The 16,742-nt window shown below is 68.8% G+C and carries 12 protein-coding genes; 2 read left to right on the top strand and 10 right to left on the bottom strand.

Annotated features, from left to right (window positions below; genetic code table 11):
- Positions 1-83: 83 nt before the first annotated feature.
- From EX88_RS0107320 to EX88_RS0107335, 4 genes are all read right to left on the bottom strand, one after another.
- The gene (locus EX88_RS0107320; RefSeq protein ID WP_235186213.1) at positions 84-2,555 is read right to left on the bottom strand and encodes an ATP-binding cassette domain-containing protein; all 2,472 of its coding nucleotides are present in this window, start codon (positions 2,553-2,555) and stop codon (positions 84-86) included.
- A gap of 127 nt (positions 2,556-2,682) precedes the next feature.
- Positions 2,683-2,910 (bottom strand): hypothetical protein, encoded by a 228-nt coding sequence (locus tag EX88_RS0107325; RefSeq protein ID WP_031371346.1) that lies wholly within the window; start codon positions 2,908-2,910, stop codon positions 2,683-2,685.
- Positions 2,911-3,149: 239 nt separating this feature from the next.
- The gene (locus EX88_RS0107330) at positions 3,150-3,596 is read right to left on the bottom strand and encodes a VOC family protein (RefSeq protein WP_318025801.1); all 447 of its coding nucleotides are present in this window, start codon (positions 3,594-3,596) and stop codon (positions 3,150-3,152) included.
- Positions 3,597-4,083: 487 nt separating this feature from the next.
- Entirely contained in the window at positions 4,084-4,734 is a 651-nt protein-coding gene (locus EX88_RS0107335; RefSeq protein ID WP_031371348.1) for a hypothetical protein, read from the bottom strand.
- A gap of 398 nt (positions 4,735-5,132) precedes the next feature.
- On the opposite strand from EX88_RS0107335, the gene EX88_RS0107340 reads away from it, so the two are divergent.
- The gene (locus EX88_RS0107340) at positions 5,133-5,510 is read left to right on the top strand and encodes a hypothetical protein (RefSeq protein WP_031371349.1); all 378 of its coding nucleotides are present in this window, start codon (positions 5,133-5,135) and stop codon (positions 5,508-5,510) included.
- Positions 5,511-5,572: 62 nt separating this feature from the next.
- Here EX88_RS0107340 and EX88_RS0107345 read toward each other — a convergent pair whose 3' ends face one another.
- The 3 genes from EX88_RS0107345 to EX88_RS0107355 form a co-directional block, all read right to left on the bottom strand.
- The gene (locus EX88_RS0107345; RefSeq protein WP_031371350.1) at positions 5,573-7,759 is read right to left on the bottom strand and encodes a tetratricopeptide repeat protein; all 2,187 of its coding nucleotides are present in this window, start codon (positions 7,757-7,759) and stop codon (positions 5,573-5,575) included.
- Positions 7,760-8,108: 349 nt separating this feature from the next.
- Positions 8,109-9,182 carry an NAD(P)H-dependent flavin oxidoreductase gene (locus EX88_RS0107350; protein WP_031371351.1) on the bottom strand — a complete coding sequence of 358 codons (1,074 nt, stop codon included), beginning with the start codon at positions 9,180-9,182 and terminating at the stop codon, positions 8,109-8,111.
- 97 nt (positions 9,183-9,279) lie between these two features.
- Positions 9,280-10,476, bottom strand: a complete 1,197-nt coding sequence (locus EX88_RS0107355) for a putative peptide maturation dehydrogenase (RefSeq protein WP_031371352.1) — start codon at positions 10,474-10,476, stop codon at positions 9,280-9,282.
- 297 nt (positions 10,477-10,773) lie between these two features.
- Between EX88_RS0107355 and EX88_RS0107360 the strand changes: the two genes are divergently transcribed.
- The gene (locus tag EX88_RS0107360) at positions 10,774-11,127 is read left to right on the top strand and encodes an NHLP-related RiPP peptide (RefSeq protein ID WP_031371353.1); all 354 of its coding nucleotides are present in this window, start codon (positions 10,774-10,776) and stop codon (positions 11,125-11,127) included.
- 169 nt (positions 11,128-11,296) lie between these two features.
- Here EX88_RS0107360 and EX88_RS0107365 read toward each other — a convergent pair whose 3' ends face one another.
- The 3 genes from EX88_RS0107365 to aceA form a co-directional block, all read right to left on the bottom strand.
- Complete coding sequence (locus EX88_RS0107365; protein ID WP_036148280.1) at positions 11,297-13,837, bottom strand: putative peptide modification system cyclase; 2,541 nt, start codon at positions 13,835-13,837, stop codon at positions 11,297-11,299.
- A 23-nt stretch (positions 13,838-13,860) separates the two neighbouring features.
- A complete protein-coding gene (locus EX88_RS0107370) occupies positions 13,861-14,883 on the bottom strand; it encodes a GGDEF domain-containing protein (RefSeq protein ID WP_430536897.1) in 1,023 nt (340 codons plus the stop codon).
- A gap of 547 nt (positions 14,884-15,430) precedes the next feature.
- The gene (aceA, locus tag EX88_RS0107375) at positions 15,431-16,732 is read right to left on the bottom strand and encodes an isocitrate lyase (protein ID WP_031371356.1); all 1,302 of its coding nucleotides are present in this window, start codon (positions 16,730-16,732) and stop codon (positions 15,431-15,433) included.
- Positions 16,733-16,742 lie beyond the last annotated feature (10 nt).

The following is a 16,742-nucleotide window of genomic DNA, read 5'->3' on the forward strand; positions in this document are numbered from 1 at the left end:
GTGGGCACGGACAGGAACCGCAGGCCACTGCCCGCGCTTGCCTCGATGGCTCGGCGCCGCGACGACGATCCGAGCCAACCCTCCTAGGACTTCTTCGACGACTTCGCCGGAGCGCCGACGTACTGCGCGAGATGCTTGCCGGTCAACGTGGACTTGGCCTTGACCAGCTCGGCCGGGGTGCCCTCGAAGACGACGCGGCCGCCGTCGTGGCCGGCGCCGGGGCCGAGGTCGATGATCCAGTCGGCGTGGGCCATCACCGCCTGGTGGTGCTCGATCACGATCACCGACTTGCCGGAGTCGACCAGGCGGTCGAGCAGGCCGAGCAGTTGTTCGACGTCGGCCAGGTGCAGGCCGGTGGTCGGTTCGTCGAGTATGTAGATACCGCCCTTCTCGGCCATGTGGGTGGCGAGCTTGAGGCGCTGGCGCTCGCCGCCCGACAAGGTGGTGAGCGGCTGGCCCAGGCTGAGGTAGCCCAGACCGACATCCACCAGCCGCTGCAGGATGGCGTGCGCGGCCGGGGTGTGCGCCTTGCCGGCGCCGAAGAAGGCTTCGGCCTCGCTGACCGGCATCGCCAGCACTTCGCTGATGTCGCGGCCGCCGAATTTGTACTTCAGCACCGAGGCCTCGAAGCGCTTGCCCTCGCAATCCTCGCAGGTGGTCGCCACGCCGGCCATCGTCGCCAGGTCGGTGTAGATCACGCCGGCGCCGTTGCAGGTCGGGCAGGCGCCTTCGGAGTTGGCGCTGAACAAGGCCGGCTTGACCCCGTTGGCCTTGGCGAAGGCCTTGCGGATCGGTTCGAGCAGATCGGTGTAGGTGGCCGGGTTGCTGCGGCGCGAGCCGCGGATCGCACCCTGGTCGACCGACACCACCGTCTCGTCGGCCGGCAGCGAGCCGTGCACCAGCGAACTCTTGCCCGAACCCGCCACGCCGGTGATCACGCACAGCACGCCGAGCGGAATATCCACATCGACCTTGCGCAGGTTGTGCTTGCTGGCGCCGCGGATCTTCAGCTGGCCCTTGGCCTTGCGCACGCTCGGCTTGAGCGAGGCGCGGTCGTCGAGGTGGCGGCCGGTCAGGGTGTCGCTGGCGCGCAGGCCTTCGACGGTACCCTCGTAGCAGACCGTGCCGCCGGCCGAGCCGGCGCCGGGGCCGAGGTCGACGACGTGGTCGGCGATCGCGATCGCTTCTGGCTTGTGCTCGACCACCAGCACGGTATTGCCCTTGTCGCGCAGTTGCAGCAGCAACTCGTTCATGCGCTGGATGTCGTGCGGGTGCAGGCCGATGGTCGGTTCGTCGAAGACATAGGTGACGTCGGTCAGCGACGAGCCGAGGTGGCGGATCATCTTGGTGCGTTGCGCTTCGCCGCCCGACAAGGTGCCCGACGGCCGTTCCAACGACAGATAACCCAGCCCGATTTCGACGAACGAATCCAGGGTGTGCAGCAGCTTGGCGAGCAAGGGCGCGACCGAGGGCTCCTTGAGCCCGCGCACCCAGTCGGCGAGGTCGCTGATCTGCATCGCGCAGGCGTCGGCGATGTTGATCTTGCCGATCTTCGACGAGCGCGCCGCTTCGCTGAGGCGGGTGCCGCCGCAGTCGGGACAGGCGCTGAAGGTGGTCGCGCGTTCGACGAAGGCGCGGATGTGCGGCTGCAGGGCATCGACGTCCTTGGACAGGAACGACTTCTGGATCTGCGGAATCAAGCCGGCGTAGGTCAGGTTGATGCCGTCGACCTTGATCTTGGTCGGCTCCTTGTGCAGCAGATCGTGCAGTTCTTTCTTGTTGAATTTGCGGATCGGCTTGTCCGGGTCGAAGAAACCGCAACCGTTGTAGATGCGGCCGTACCAACCGTCCATGCTGTAGCCCGGGATGGTGATCGCGCCGTCGTTGATCGACTTGCTGTCGTCGTACAACTGAGTCAGGTCGATGTCGGAGATCCGGCCCATGCCTTCGCAACGCGGGCACATGCCGCCGGTGCGGTTGAAGGTCTGGCGCTTGGTCTCGCCCTTGACCGTGATCGCGCCGACCGCCTGCACCGAGGCGACGTTGAAGGAGTAGGCGTTGGGCGAACCGATGTGCGGCTTGCCGAGGCGGCTGAACAGGATGCGCAGCATCGCATTGGCATCGGTGGCGGTGCCGACGGTGGAGCGGGCGTTGGCGCCCATGCGTTCCTGGTCGACGATGATCGCCGTGGTCAGGCCGTCGAGCACGTCGACCTCCGGCCGCGCCATCGATGGCATGAAACCCTGCACGAAGGAACTGTAGGTCTCGTTGATCAGCCGCTGCGATTCGGCGGCGATGGTGCCGAACACCAGCGAGCTCTTGCCGGACCCGGACACACCGGTGAACACGGTCAGGCGGCGCTTCGGCAACTCGACGCTGAGGTCCTTGAGGTTGTTCACGCGCGCACCCTGCACGCGGATCAGGTCATGGCGGTCGGCGGCGTGCGGCGCGGACGACTGCGTGTTCTTCCTCGTGGCCTTGCTCATCGTGTCTCCATCGGTGGGGCGGAACGCCTGCGCGGTCTGCGTCGGCGCGGTCGGGCTCGTGGGGTTCATCGCTGGATGCATTGCCCGCCGCATCGCCGCGGTTGCGGCGATGCGGCGGCGATATTGCGGCGAATCGATGCGGCCGCCGGCAGGGGCAGCCACCATACAAGGAGGCGATGCGCGGCGAGCGCGCGGTTTACGGCCCGCTTGCGCCGCCGCGTTTGCCGAACCACTTGCTCGCATACGGCAGCGCGAACAGATACAGCCCGGACAGCAGCAACAAGGCGAGCGGCGCCAGCGGCACGTAGGATACCCAGACGATGGGCTTTTCCTGCGCGAGGGCGATGAAAGTCGCGATCACGGTCACCGTAAAGATCATCGATAGCCAACGGTGGATCTGCCGAATCCATTTGTTCCAGTTCACGAGGACCTCCTGCGAAGACCGGCCACCCGGCCCCGGCGGGTTGCCGGGCGGACGCGCTCAGTCGGTGGTGGAAGCGTGTGACGGGGATCGACGGCCATGCCGAGCGATCGAGATCGACGACCGGCTCCGTCGCGTTGGCGCCGGCGCCGGCCAAGACGAGGCCGGCGCCGCACCGCTAGCGAGGTCGGTGGCCGTGCCGGCGACGTCGCTGCGGGTCATGACGGCATTCGCTCGGCGGCTCAGCGCAGTTGGTTGATGCGGATCAGATTGCCGGAGGGGTCGCGCACCGCGCAGTCGCGAACGCCGTAGGGCTGATCGATCGGCTCCTGGACGATTTCGGTGCCGGCGGATTCGAGCCGCGCGAAAGTGGCGTCGAGATCGGGCGTGGCCAGGGTGATGATGCCGTAGGTGCCCTTGGCCATCATTTCGGCAATGGTGCGGCGCTCCTCGTCGGTGATGCCCGGGCTGGCGGCGGGCGGATGCAGCACGATCGAGGTCGCCGGCTGGCCGGCCGGGCCGACGGTGATCCAGCGCATGCCGCCGTAAGCGACGTCCTTGCGCACTTCGAAGCCGAGGGTGTCGCGGTAGAAAGTCATTGCCGCGTCCGCGTCGTTATGCGGGAGGAAGCACGCGTGGATGCTGATGTTCATGGCAGTCGTCCTGTGGGTTGGGGTACGTGCTGTCATGCTAGGCGCGGGTCGCGTTCGGCGCTTCTCGATTCCTGATCGATTGGGTCGCCGGCCTCCCCGCACGGCAGGATCCCCGGGTCCCCAGCGCCGTGGCTTGCCGATGGCGGCGGGCGCCGCATCGGCCCGCGCGCTGTAACGACTGCCGCGAACCGAATCCATGGCGACATCTATCGCGACGCGTCCCGCGGGCGCGAACTCGTGCACGGCCGTGTCGCTGCGGCCTGCCGTTCACCCGCGCGATCCTGCCACGCCGCACCGCGGGGGCTCAAGCGCTGGGCGATGACCGGCGCGCCCGCGCGGTCAAGGCCGCACCGGCGCTCGCAGCAGCGCGATGCCGACCCGATTCGGGGTGCTCGTCCATCCGGCCCGCAAACGAAACAGCCCGGCCGCATCCTGCAGCCGGGCTGGTTTCGTCCTTCGATGTCGGCTCGCGGCAACCGACGGGGCCATGTATCGCCCGCGCTCGGTCGAAGCCGAGCCTTGCTTACGGGGTCAGAATGTCGTTGGCCGTGCTGGAGGCGCTGGCCGCGGTGCCGACGTTCTCCGACAGCAGGTAACCGCCGACGTCGACCGCCACGATGATCACCCAGTGCCACCAGCGGCGCTTGCCGGTGCTGGACACGCCGCCGGTCTCGGCCACGTGCTTGGCCCAGAACTGGCTGGAATGACGGGCGACGCTGAGCCCGCCGAGGATGGTCTTGCCGTTGCGCGACTTGGCGTCGAGTTGGGCGATGGCTTCGGCTTCCAGCTCGGCGAACATGGCGTCGGCCTGGTCGAGGTCCGCGGCCTTGGCGACGACCTGGTCGATGCGCTCGAAGAAGGAGAACTCGTAGGCGCTGTAACGAGCGCGCTGCGAGGCCATCTTCTGCGCCAGCGGCAGGGTCGGTTCGATCTCGAGGATCGGCTGGTTGGCCTTGACGAACTGTTCGGTCGACATGCCGGCGTCGAAACCGCACTTGTCGACCACGTAGGCCAACGAGGTGGCTTGGGTCGCTCCAGTGTCGAGCAGGCAGCCCAGGTACATGTTGTGCTGGATGCCGGCCGTGTCGACCGGGTTGCTGGCGGCGAATGCCGATGCACCGTAGGTGCTGCCCAACAGCAGGACGACTGCGGCGGCGAGAGACTTCGACTTCATTGGCGATTCCTTGCGAGGTGATGGATTCGGAGGGGCGATACGGACTGGAGTGCCGTCCTTGGACTCGACGCCTGGGGAAGCGGCACCCGTTCCCCGGCGTCTCGGCGCTGGTGTGGCGCCGAATCCAAGCTAGGCAGCGCCGCCGCCGCGGCCAAGGACGAAGCCGGGCCATGCCGGGCGCAAGGCGGGTCGAAAGCGCGGCGAGACCCGGCTGCGGCGCAGGCAGCGGCGCTTTCGCAAGGCATGGCGCCGTCCGGCGCCGAGCGCAGCGAAGGCGCGACGCCATAAGAAACAAGGCCTTAGGCGAATTGATTCCCGTTTTATACCCGCGACCGAACTGGCGTCCGCCGCGCCGCTGCACCTACTCTGGAGACACGCCCTTCTTCCTCGGATCGCCCATGTCCCTGTCCCGCGCAGTCGTCTCCCTCGCGTTCGGCGCCCTGCTCGCGGCGCCGCTTGCCGGCCGGGCCCACGAGGTCGTGCCGGCGGACTGGTGCATCAAGGAAAAGGAGACGCCGAAGATCGTCGCCAAGTTCGAATTCGACGGCCCGCAACTGCACGAGCTGATGAACAAGTGCGGCATCGTCGAGAAAGACGACGACTGGGCCACGGCCACCGCAACCATCGTCAGCTACTGCAAGATCGTCGCGCCGCTGAAGGACGCCGTGCCGTTCGTGCTCGGCCCCAAGGAATACCTGGACGGCAGCCACCACGAGCGCTATCGGCTCGAGCAGGGCCTGAGCGGCGCCTGCGCGGTCTGCCCGCCCAAACCCTGAGTACCCGTTGAGTGGCGCCGCGTTCGACCCACTGAACGACGCGACAGGGAACGTCGCGTCGGTCAGACCAGGGCGTCTCGCCGGGTGTAGGCCAGTACCGCATCGACGCAGTGCTGCAGCGAAACGCGGGTTTCCGGCGCCAAGCCGTCGCAACGGCCGAGCACGAAATAGGCCGAGCGCAGCACGTCGCGCCAGCGCGGGTTGCGCGGCAACTTGGCGACGGTGAGATAGCGCTCCAGGGCGCGCGCGCGTAACCGGCCGTCGTCGATGTTGACCCGCCAGATCCGGCTTTTCTCGGCGAACTCCAGGCGGCTGGTGCCGGTGGTGCGTTCCCAGGCCTCGATCGAGGCCAGCATCAGTTCGACCAGGCTGCGGCGGAAACCGTCGCGCACCGACGGCTCGGCGCTGGCATCGGCCGGCTCGGCTGCGATCTCGACCGGCGACAGCGAAGGCGCCGGCGGCGCGGCGGCTTCGCGGTCGTGCGGAGCGAGCAGGATCAAGCCGTCGCCACCCGCCCAGGGTTCGAGTGTCGCGACCAGGGGCGCGCCCTCGCGCGCGGCGATCTGCACGCGTTGCGCGGCGCTGTCTTCCATGCGCTCCAGCGCCGAGGCCAGGGCGGCGCGACCGGCTTCGCCGACGAAGGCCGAGACCGGCTGCCCGACCAGGACCTCGTCCTCGCGCGCCCCGAGCCAAAGCCGGCCGGCGCGGTTCGCCGCCAGCACCTGGCCTTCGGCGTCGAGCAGGCACAACGGCTCGTCGCGGCTGTCGAGCAAGCCCTGCAACAGACTGCGGTCTTCGGCCAAGGCATCCGCTTCGCGCCGGTAACGGGCGAGTTCCTCTTCGTGACGCACCCGCTGCGCCTCCTCGCGCAAACGCGCGCGCTGATGCCGGCGCTGCTGCAACAGCAAGAAGCCGAGCAACACCGCGACCGCCAGCGCCGCGGCGAAGCCCAACAGCAGGGTGCGCTGGCGGAACTGCGCGCTGCGCAGGCGGTTTTCGCTTTCGAGCGCGGCGATGGTGCGTTGCTGCTCGGCCGACTCGAAACGGACCCGCAACCAGTCCAGTTGGCGGTCGTGTTGGGCGTGCGCCAGCGCGATCGCCTTGCCGTAGGCATCGCGCAAGGTGGCGTTGGCGGCCGGCGCATCGCCGGCGCGTTCCTGCGCGGTGGCCAGTTCCTGCAGCAGCGGCACCCGCATCGGGTCGCCTTCGGGCATCGTCGCCAGAGCTTCGCGCAAGCGCGTGGTCGCCGCGGCGGTCGCCCCGGACAACTGCGCGGTGCGGGCGATCTGCAGCTGCAGCGCCGGCGGCAATGGCAGCTTCCAGGTATCGGACAGGGCCAGGGCGGCCGCGCTCCAACGCTGCGCCTGGGCCAGGTCGCCCTGCGCCAAGGCCACCCGGGTCAGGCCATCGTGCACGCGCAATTCGTAAACGCGGTTGCCGCCGGCGCGGTATACGCTCAGCGCCTCCTGCAACCAGGCCGAGGCCTGCGGCGCATCGCCGCTGTCGAGCGCCAGCTCGGCCATCGTCTCCAGCACGTGCGCGGCCTCGACCGGCTCGCCCTTGGCCCGATACGAAGCCAAGGCCTCGCGGTAATAGCGCATCGCGGTATCGGTCTCGCGCAGTTCGCGGTAGACGTCGGCGATGTTGTTCAAGACTGCGCCGGACACCTCGCCGCGCTTGCGCTGCAGGTCGAGGCTGGCGGTCAGGCTGCGCAAGGCGCCGCGGAAGTCGCCGAGACGGCGCAGCGCAGCGCCGACGTTGCTGAGGTCGCGCGCGGTCGCGGCCGAATCGTCGAGCGCGCTCGACAGGCTGGCCGCGCACTCGAACCGCGCCAGCGCCTGCGGGATCCACTCGCGGCGGAAGTCGAGGATGCCGCGCCGCCGCTCCAGTTCGTAGCGCAGGGCGGCATCGCCCTCGCCGCCGATGACCGCCTCGGCGCAATCGAGCGAGCGCTCGGCGTCCTCGATATGGCCGGCATCGAGTTGGGTCTTGGCTTGCGCGAACAAGGCCTTGGCCCCGCTCTCGCCCGCGGCCTGCGCCGGCGCCAGCTTCGCCCGTTGCAGGCACAGCGCCGGTTCCGGCAGCGCACGCGCCGGCATGGCGCCCGGACAACCGACCAACACGCCCTGCGCCCACGACCACTCGCACACCAGCAGCAGGGCCCACATCGCCCAAGCGCGGTGGCGCTTCGATCCGGTGCTCACTTCGGCTTCGCGGTTCAGGCGCGAGGCAGAACACGACAAACGCATCAGACCATCCTTATCCGATCCCGGCACGAGGCGAACGCCAGCGTCGGCATGCGCCGGTATCGTGCGCACGCCCGTCGCGTTCCCCTGCAGCTTCGATCAGCCCCGGGAAAAACTCAGCCCCATGCCGGTCCGCAGCGATCGGTGGACGACGACGGAACGACCTGCGGAATTCGGCCGCCGGCATCGCAGCCCGGAAGGCCACGACGCCTGCCGGCTTGCGCCTGACATGACGTCGCCGTCCGGCGGTCGTGCCGAGCTTAGCAGTCGCGCCGCTTGCGCAAACAGGCGCGAGAAGCCGCATTAAGTCTCAATTCGCAACGAGCGCGGCACGTCGCGCCGACGCCGGCGCTCAGCGCCGCAACCGCGCCAGGGTTTCCTCGGCGAGGGTCCGGGTCAGTTCGTAGGTCGACAGTTCGCGGCCCAGGCGCGCCGCCTGCCCCGACCACAACGACATGAAATCGGCGGCGCCGGCCGCCTCGGCCTGCGCGCGCAGCGGCGCGAGCGCGCCGCCGGCGAGCGGGAACGCCGGCGCCAGCGCCGACATCGGCCCGACTTCGCGCATCAGGCGGTTGACGATGCTGCGCGCCGGACGCCCGGTGAACAGATTGGTCAGCGCGGTCTGGTCGTCGCGCGCTTCAACCAAGGCCTGCCGATGCAGCGGCGACAGTTTCGCCTCCGGACAGAACAGATAGGCGGTGCCGATCTGCACCGCGGCGGCGCCGAGCGCGAACGCAGCGACGATGCCGCGCGCATCGGCGATGGCGCCGGCGGCGATCACCGGCACCCGCACCGCATCGACCACCTGCGGCAACAATGCGAACAGACCGACCTGGGTCGAGACCTCGAGGTCGTCGCCGAGAAACAGCCCGCGATGACCGCCGGCTTCGGCGCCCTGGGCGATGATCGCGTCGCAGCCCTGCGCTTCCAACCAGCGCGCTTCACTGACTGTGGTCGCCGAGGACACGATGCGCGCACCGGCGACGCGGACACGATCGAGCAGGCGCGGCTCGGGCAGACCGAAGTGGAAGCTGACCACTTCCGGCCGCACCTCTTCGACCAGTTCGCAGTAAGCGTCGCCGAATGGGGTGCGGTTCGACGCCGGTACCGGCATCGCCGGGTCGAGGCCCAACTCGCGGTAATACGGCGCCAGGCGCTCGCGCCAGGCCGATTCGCGCGCGGCATCGGCGGGCGCCGGGCGATGGCAGAAGAAGTTGAGATTAAGCGACCGATCGGTCGCGGCGCGGATCAGCCGGCATTGCTCGTGCGCCTGCTCGACGCTGAGCAGGGCGCAGGGCAACGAACCCAACGCGCCGGCCTGGGCGGCGCCGATCACCATGTCGGCGAGGGTCGGGCCGGCCATCGGCGCCTGCACGATCGGCAATTGGATGCCGAACAAGTCCTGGATACGACGGTCGGGCCACATGGCGTCGCGCCTCAATCGGGGGGATGCGAGGCCGCCAGGATGACACCGGTCGGCTGAGACCGTCGCGACGGCGATTGGCACGCTGCGTTGCAGCGCCTCATCGACCGGGCGATGCGCTCGCGCCCCAGACCGCGCCGGCCGGGTCGAATTCGGTATTGGCCATGCGCTGGCCGCGCCAACCGAAACCGCAGATCGCCAACGGCCCTTCGGCGAGCGCGTCGAGGCCGAAGGCTTGCTCGATGTCGACTTCGTTGATCGCCGAAGTCACGAACGCGCCGAGCCCGAGTTCGGTCGCGCTGAGATACAGGGTCTGCGACAAATGGCCGCTGTCGAGCACCAGGGCGCGATAGGCCTTGGCGTGCTGGCGGTATTTCCAGAAGCTGCGCGCGTAACGCGGCGTCAGCACCGCCATCGCCGGCGCGTCGGCGAACCAGTGCTGCCCGGCCAGCGCACGCAAGGCGAACTCGCGCAGCGGCGCCTGCGGTGCCGGCAAGGGTTCGAGCGCATGATCGATCGCGTGGTAGTGATACAGGCCCGGCTCGACACCGTCGACGCGCTGCACGATCAGATAGGCCTCGGTAGGGTGCAGGCCGCCGCCGGACGGCGTGTGCTTCTTGAGGAATACGGTGTCGTCCTCGACCTTGACCAAGGCCTGCGCGGCGAACACCCGTTGCAGCATATGCGCGAACAAGGCCCGCGATAGCGGGCGCTCGGCATCGAAATTGCGGCAGGTGGAACGGCGCGCGAGCAAGGCATCGAACTCGTTGCCGTCGGTGCGCGGCAGAGCGATGCGCTGTTCGGGCGGGCAACGTTCGGACACCGGCGCTGGCGGCGCGCCGAGTTTGCGGCGCAAGTCGGCGGCGGTATGCAGCTCGTTGGCGTCCATCGCAGCGACGGCATCCAGCCCCTGCCAACGCGCCAGACGATGCAGCATCGCCGCCGGTGCGAACCAATGGCCGCTGCGCAGTCGTTCGTCGCGCTCGCGGTAAGCGATGCGCTGCGGGCCCGCATCGGCCGCCTCGCACACCACCAGGCCGGCGTCGAGCAACGGCATCAGCACCGAGGCATCGGCCGCGCTCAACGCACTGGCTTCGATCCAGTCGCCCGGGCTCAGGCGCCCGAGCAGTTCGCGTTGTACGGCGTCGACTTCGACCTCGCCGTCGAGGTGGGCGGCGAGCGCCAGCCAACGCAATTGCCGCGACAAGCCGGCGCCGCCGGACAGCAGCGACGCCAGATCGAAGGCCACGTGCTCGCGCGGCTCGAGGAAAAGCACGGAGCAACGGCGGATGCGCATCGAGAGTCCTGGGCGGCGGCGACGGTCGCGGCGCGGCGAGCGGATCGCCGCCGGCCGGTCACGCGGGCTCCGTATCATGCCCATCGCCGCACTGCCGTTCCAGCGTGCGCATCGCAACTGAACAGGTACGGCGCAGGGGGCTCCGGACGCGCCTACGGTATCGCGCGAAGGCGCGAATGGCCGGCGATTCGGCGTTTTTGCGTGCTAGGCGGGTGAGCGGATGCTGTTCGCCGCTCCCCAACAGCGATAAATTCGGCCGCAGACAGACCCGCAACGGGTCTTCACAAGGGGAAACAGATGTCTATCGATAAGAATCCACAGAACGGGCACCCGCCGCTGGCACCCGAGGTCGCCGACCGCCTGCTCGATCTGCTCAGCTCGGACGACAAGTTCCGCACTGAATTCGCCAAGGACCCCGGCGCCGCATTGCAGAAGAGCCTCGGCCTCGCGCCGCAGCAGACCCAGGCGGCGCTGGCCGGCGCCAGCTGCCTGCGGGTCAACTCGCTGGCCAGCAAGGAAGAAGTGCAGGCTGCGCGCGACGAACTGCGCGGCAATCTGACCGCGGCCGGCACCCACACCGTCGTGTTCATGCTCGAAGTCGGTCAGGTGCAGGCCAGCCTCGGCGGCGGCTCGGGCGGCACTCTGGCTTGAGTGCAGGCGCGACGGGAGGCGGGGGCCTGCCGTCGCGCTGACCGATCCTGTCGGTCGCGAGCACCAGTTCGAAGCAACCGTTCGGAAAACGCGGTTCGGAGCGCTAGTCCGAGCACCAGTTCGAAACGACCGGCCTGCGCGTCCGCTCAGGCCGGCACCGCCATGCGGATCAGCCGCCCGGCTTGACCGCGGCGACGGCGACGGCGGCTTTCGCCGTGTCGCGCTGCGCCGCCGAAGCATCGGCGACGTTCATCGCCAGATACACCTGGCCGCCAGCCGGATCGGCGTAGGCGCGGCCACGATGGGCGGCGATCCAACGGGTTTCGGTCGCGGCCTCGTCCTTGCGGCCGGCCGCGAGCAGGGCGTCGCGCAAGGCGACGTGGGCCTGGAAAGGTTCGCTGCCGTCGCTGAGGCCGCGCAATTCGCGGATCGCCTCCTCGGGCTTACCGGCCAGGCGCAGTTGCTCGGCGCGCGCGACCTGCAACAACTTGCGCGACAGGCCGCTGCCGCTGCTGTTGACCGCCTTGATCACGCGCGGCAACAGGCGCTCGGCCAGGGCGCGGTCGCCCTGGCGTTGAGCCAGGCGCACCGCGGCCAGCGCATTCAAGGCCAGATCGTCGTGGTCGGCGCTGTTGGGTTTGCCGGCATCGGTCAGCACCGCGTCGGCGAACAACTCGATCTCGGCCGAGCTCGGCTGGTCTTTACCGGACACGCTGCGCACCAGCAACTCGGTGAAGCGCAACGGATGCCGGACCAGGATGCTGGCGCCGCGCGAAGTCCGCGCCGCTTCGCGCGCGATCTCGGCGGCCTTGGCGTACTGGCCCTGGTCCAGCGGCACGGCGATGCGCTCGAATTGGTCGGGCAGGTGCCCGCTGACGGACCGGCCCTTCTCGGTCAGCGAATCGAGGATGCGGTTGGCCTCGTCGAAGCGACGCATCGCCGCCAGCGCCGAGGCATGGCGGCGGTTCGGCGGGTAATGGCCGCTGAGTTCGGCCTGCTTGAAGGAATCCAGCGCCTTGGCATAGCGCTCCTGCGACAAGTGGATGCGCCCGGCGAGCTCGAAGGCGACGTTGCGCAAGGGCTCCTGCGGCGCGGTCGCGGCGGTGGTCGCGGCCAGCGCGCTGTCGAAGCGGTTGGCGAGGAACTCCGACCACGCGTACTGATAGCGCCCGGCGAAGTAATCCGGATACACCCCCGCCAGCAGCTTCCACTTGCCCGGCGCGTGCAGCGACGGTTGCGGGCCGAACTCGGCCGCCCAGGCGTCGAGGTACAGGGCTTCTCGCGGAGTCAGGTGGTCGCGCAGTTCCTGCGCGCGCTCCAGGTAGGGCCTTGCGCTGTCGGTGTCGGCGTTGCTGACGTAGACGCGCATGATGCCCATGTGCGCCAGGGCGAATTTCTGGTCGATCTGGACCGCGCGCTGGAAGTACTGCAGGGCCTCGTCGAACTCGCGATGCGCATAGGCCTTGCTGCCGAGCGCATAGGCGCGCAGCGCATCGAGGTTGCCGGTCGCGACTTTCGGCAACGGCTCGGAATCCTTGTCGATGCTCTTGAGCGCTTCGCCGAGCTTGCCGCGCAGCGCGGTGGTGACCTCGTCGATCGAGGTCAGCGCCGAGGCCGCGCCGACGCCGTCGGCCGACTCGGCGTACACCGTGGTCTGGGTGTGCGGGTCGATCACTTCGGCGCTGACCCGCACCCGCCCGCCGACCTCGGCCACCGTCGGCAGGATCACCGCGCGCGCGCCATCGCGCAACGCGATCTCCGAGGCAACCGCGCGGTCGAGCACGGTGTCGACCTTGCGCTGCATGCGGTCGAGGGTGTCGCGCGCCTTGAGGTCGGACAACACGTTGACGTAGCGCGATTGTTCCAGGCTGATGCGGAAGGCCTGCTCCAGCGAATCGTCGAGCACGGCCTGCCCGGTCAGGTTGCGCAGGTCGCCGACCACCACCCAGTCGCGCTGGTTGAAGGCGATCGCTGGCTGCGGCCGGGTCGCGAACCACACGCCGGTGCCGATCACCGCGAGCAAGGCGACTTCGGCAGCGAGCGCGGCCGGACGCCGCCACAAGGGAATGTCGCGCCAGGCCTTGGGCCCGTTCGGCGGCGCGCGCAAGGGCGCGATGCCGGGCTCGCCGACCTCGTAGATTTCCTGCGGCTCGGGCACGCCCTTGAAGCGCCAGCGGCCGTGCGATTTCCACAATAGTTGCTGGCCGCGCTCGCCGAGTTCGCGCGCGGCGCGGTGCGCCAGCGGCTCGGCGATCGCCGACAGCAGGATCTGGCCGGGACGCGCGGTCGCCATCAGCCGGCCCGCCATCGGCTTGGCCAGGCCTTCGACTTCGACCGGCTTGGCGCCGACCTGTACCGCTTCGTCGCTGTTGCGCCAGGTCAGCACTTCGCCGACGTGCAGGCCGGCGCGGGCCTGCAGGGTCAGTTTGCGCGGCGCGCCGAGTTCGCGCAGGCCGCGGGCATAGTCGAGGGCGAAGCCCAGCCCGTCGATGGGCCGCTCGAACAGCAACAGCAAACCGTCGGAGCGGTCGATCAGGCGGCCGCGCCAACGCTGCTGCAACTGCAGCACCAGGCGGTCGTGCTCGCGGAACAGCGACGCAGCCGGACCGTCGCCGAGGCGTTCGACCAGGGTGGTCGAATCGCACAGGTCGGTCAGCAACAACGTCCGCAATTGCGGCCCGTCGGCGTTGGGTCGGTGGGCGTCGTTCATGACGGCATCCTTGTCGACGCGGCTCATGCCGACGTCAGTTCCGCGTCCTGCCAATGCACGCGGTTGCCGCCCAACCGCTTGGCCTGGTACAGCGCGCCGTCGGCGTGCGCATACCAGTCATTCCATTCGTGCTTCGCGCTGACCAGACAAGCGCCGACGCTGACCGGACAGATGGTCGGCGGCGACTGCGGAATCAGCAGCAGGCCGTGCACGGTCGAGACGATGAAGTCGGCGAAGCGCATCACGTCCTGGCGCGTCGAGGCCGCGACCAGCAGACAGAATTCGTCGCCGCCGAGCCGGCAGGCGATGTCCTCGGGGCCGGCCACCGAGCGCAGGATGTTGGCGACGCTCTGCAGCACGCGGTCGCCGACCAGATGACCGTGATCGTCGTTGACCTGCTTGAAGCGGTCGCAGTCGATCAGGATCAGTCCCATGGTGTCGGGCATGCCGACGCTGCGGCTTTCCTGCAGGTGCAGGGTCAGGCCGCGACGGTTGTACAGGCCGGTCAGGTCGTCGGTACGGATCAGCTCTTCGGTCTGGTTGAGCTGATGGGTCGTCGCATACAGGCTGTCGAGCGCCGCTTCCAGGTCCTGGTTGCGACGGCGCAGGCGCCGGATCAGGCTTTGTTCGTTAAGCACCACGCGCATGATCGCGCGGCGCAGGAAATACGAGACCAGGGACGGGTCGCGGTCGACCAGCCTTTGAAATTCTTCGTGGCGCAGCTCGACCAGCAGGCCGTCGGTGGCGGCGATCGCATCGGCGCTGCGGGCGTGGTCGCCGATCAGCAGGCCGAGCTCGCCGAAGAACTCGCGCACGCCCAGGCGCTTGGTGACCAGGTCGTCGCCGAAGTCGAGGACGATCGCGCCGCGCGCGATCACGAACATGGTGGTGCCGAGCTCGCCTCGGCGGAACAGCACCTGCCCGGCTTCGACCCGGCGCGGCCGCCCGATCTCGGCGAACAGCTCGAATTCGCCAGGCGTCAGCACGGCCATAGCCACGTCCGTTGGCGCCGCGGTCGTCGTCGAGTTGTCGGTTTCGCGGCCCATCGAGGGCACCGCCATGTCGCGATTCATCCCGATCTCCCCACACCCCTCATCCTGTGGGGTTCCACCAGCAGGATAGCATCTGGTCTGAACTGCTAACGCGGGTTTGCCGCCGAAACGGCCAGCCCGCGCCGGCATCCGGGGACCATTGCGCCGCCATTACGTTGCAATAGCGTGGCCGCGGCGACAAGGTGTTGCGTGAAGGAAACAGCGCAAAGCTTGCGTTTTTCGCGGGAAGAGCCGGCCCGGACGAAGTCGCGGCGGCCTGTTCATGGTGATGGGCCGCGTAGCCTTCGACCCGCCCGGACCGGGTGCCCGCCAGCGCTCAAGCGCATCGACGGTCCGGCGCCGAGGGCTAGCGCCCACCGTCGCACACTTGAACAGGGCTACGGCGATCCGGATGCGGCACGCTCGCCGGGCACGACCTCCGAACGCCCTCCCCGGCGCTATTCCCTATTCCCCATTCCCGACCGTCGCTCGCCGCAACGAAAAAGGGCCCCTTGCGGAGCCCTTCCTCGTCCCTATCCCCTTGCGACGTGCGGACGACGGCTCAGGCGGCGGCCTTGCTGTCGTCGTGGAACTGTTCTTCCTCGGTCGACCCCTTCAGCGCCACGGTCGAGGACTGGTTGCCCTGGATCGTCTGCGTCACCGCGTCGAAATAACCGGTGCCGACCTCGCGCTGGTGCTTGACCGCGGTGAAGCCCTTCTCGGCGGCGGCGAACTCGGCTTCCTGCAGCTCCACGAACGCGCTCATCTGACGGCGCGCATAGCCGTGGGCGAGGTTGAACATGCCGTAGTTGAGGCTGTGGAAGCCGGCCAGGGTGATGAACTGGAACTTGTAGCCGTAGCGGGCGATTTCCTTCTGGAACTTGGCGATGGTGGCGTCGTCGAGGTTCTTCTTCCAGTTGAAGCTCGGCGAGCAGTTGTAGGCCAGCAGCTTGCCCGGGAACTTGGCGTGGATGGCCTCGGCGAACTTGCGCGCGAACTCCAGGTCCGGCTTGCCGGTTTCGCACCACACCAGGTCGGCATAGGGCGCATAGGCCAGGCCGCGGCTGATCGCCTGGTCGAGACCGTTGCGGGTCTTGTAGAAGCCTTCGACGGTGCGCTCGCCGGTGGTGAAGGGCTGATCGTTCGGGTCGATGTCGGCGGTCAGCAGGTCGGCTGCCTCGGCGTCGGTGCGCGCGACGATCAGGGTCGGCACGCCCATGACATCGGCGGCCAGGCGCGCGGCGACCAGCTTCTCGACCGCTTCGCGGGTCGGCACCAGCACCTTGCCGCCCATGTGGCCGCACTTCTTCACCGAAGCCAGCTGGTCTTCGAAATGCACGCCGGAAGCGCCGGCCTCGATCATGCCCTTCATCAGCTCGAAGGCATTGAGCACGCCGCCGAAGCCGGCCTCGGCGTCGGCCACGATCGGCTGCAGGAAGTCGACGTCGCCGCTGCCTTCCGAGCACTGGATCTGGTCGGCGCGCAGCAGGGTGTTGTTGATGCGGCGCACGACCTGCGGCACCGAGTTGGCCGGGTACAGCGACTGGTCGGGGTACATCTCGCCGGCGATGTTGGCGTCGGCGGCGACCTGCCAGCCCGACAGATAGATCGCCTTGAGCCCGGCCTTGACCTGCTGCATGGCCTGGTTGCCGGTCAGCGCGCCGAGCGCGTTGACGAAATCTTCGGTGTGCAGCGACGTCCACAGCTTGTTGGCGCCGAGCTTGGCGATCGAATGCTCGACCGGCACGGTGCCGCGCAAGCGCACCACGTCCTCGGCCGAATACGGACGGGTGATGCCGGCCCAACGCGGGTTGGTGACCCAGTCGTTACGGAGTTGATCGGCGGTCGGCAGGGTGTGGCTCATGACTTCGATT

This window comes from Lysobacter antibioticus, assembly GCF_000731095.1.
GTDB lineage: Bacteria > Pseudomonadota > Gammaproteobacteria > Xanthomonadales > Xanthomonadaceae > Lysobacter > Lysobacter antibioticus_B.

Coding starts and splice junctions, on each gene's coding strand:
- EX88_RS0107320 (WP_235186213.1), bottom strand. CDS start 2,555: ATGAACCCCACGAGCCCGACCGCGCCGACGCAGACCGCGCAGGCGTTC.
- EX88_RS0107330 (WP_318025801.1), bottom strand. CDS start 3,596: ATGACAGCACGTACCCCAACCCACAGGACGACTGCCATGAACATCAGC.
- EX88_RS0107335 (WP_031371348.1), bottom strand. CDS start 4,734: ATGAAGTCGAAGTCTCTCGCCGCCGCAGTCGTCCTGCTGTTGGGCAGC.
- EX88_RS0107340 (WP_031371349.1), top strand. CDS start 5,133: ATGTCCCTGTCCCGCGCAGTCGTCTCCCTCGCGTTCGGCGCCCTGCTC.
- EX88_RS0107345 (WP_031371350.1), bottom strand. CDS start 7,759: ATGCGTTTGTCGTGTTCTGCCTCGCGCCTGAACCGCGAAGCCGAAGTG.
- EX88_RS0107350 (WP_031371351.1), bottom strand. CDS start 9,182: ATGTGGCCCGACCGTCGTATCCAGGACTTGTTCGGCATCCAATTGCCG.
- EX88_RS0107355 (WP_031371352.1), bottom strand. CDS start 10,476: ATGCGCATCCGCCGTTGCTCCGTGCTTTTCCTCGAGCCGCGCGAGCAC.
- EX88_RS0107360 (WP_031371353.1), top strand. CDS start 10,774: ATGTCTATCGATAAGAATCCACAGAACGGGCACCCGCCGCTGGCACCC.
- EX88_RS0107365 (WP_036148280.1), bottom strand. CDS start 13,837: ATGAACGACGCCCACCGACCCAACGCCGACGGGCCGCAATTGCGGACG.
- EX88_RS0107370 (WP_430536897.1), bottom strand. CDS start 14,883: ATGGGCCGCGAAACCGACAACTCGACGACGACCGCGGCGCCAACGGAC.
- aceA (WP_031371356.1), bottom strand. CDS start 16,732: ATGAGCCACACCCTGCCGACCGCCGATCAACTCCGTAACGACTGGGTC.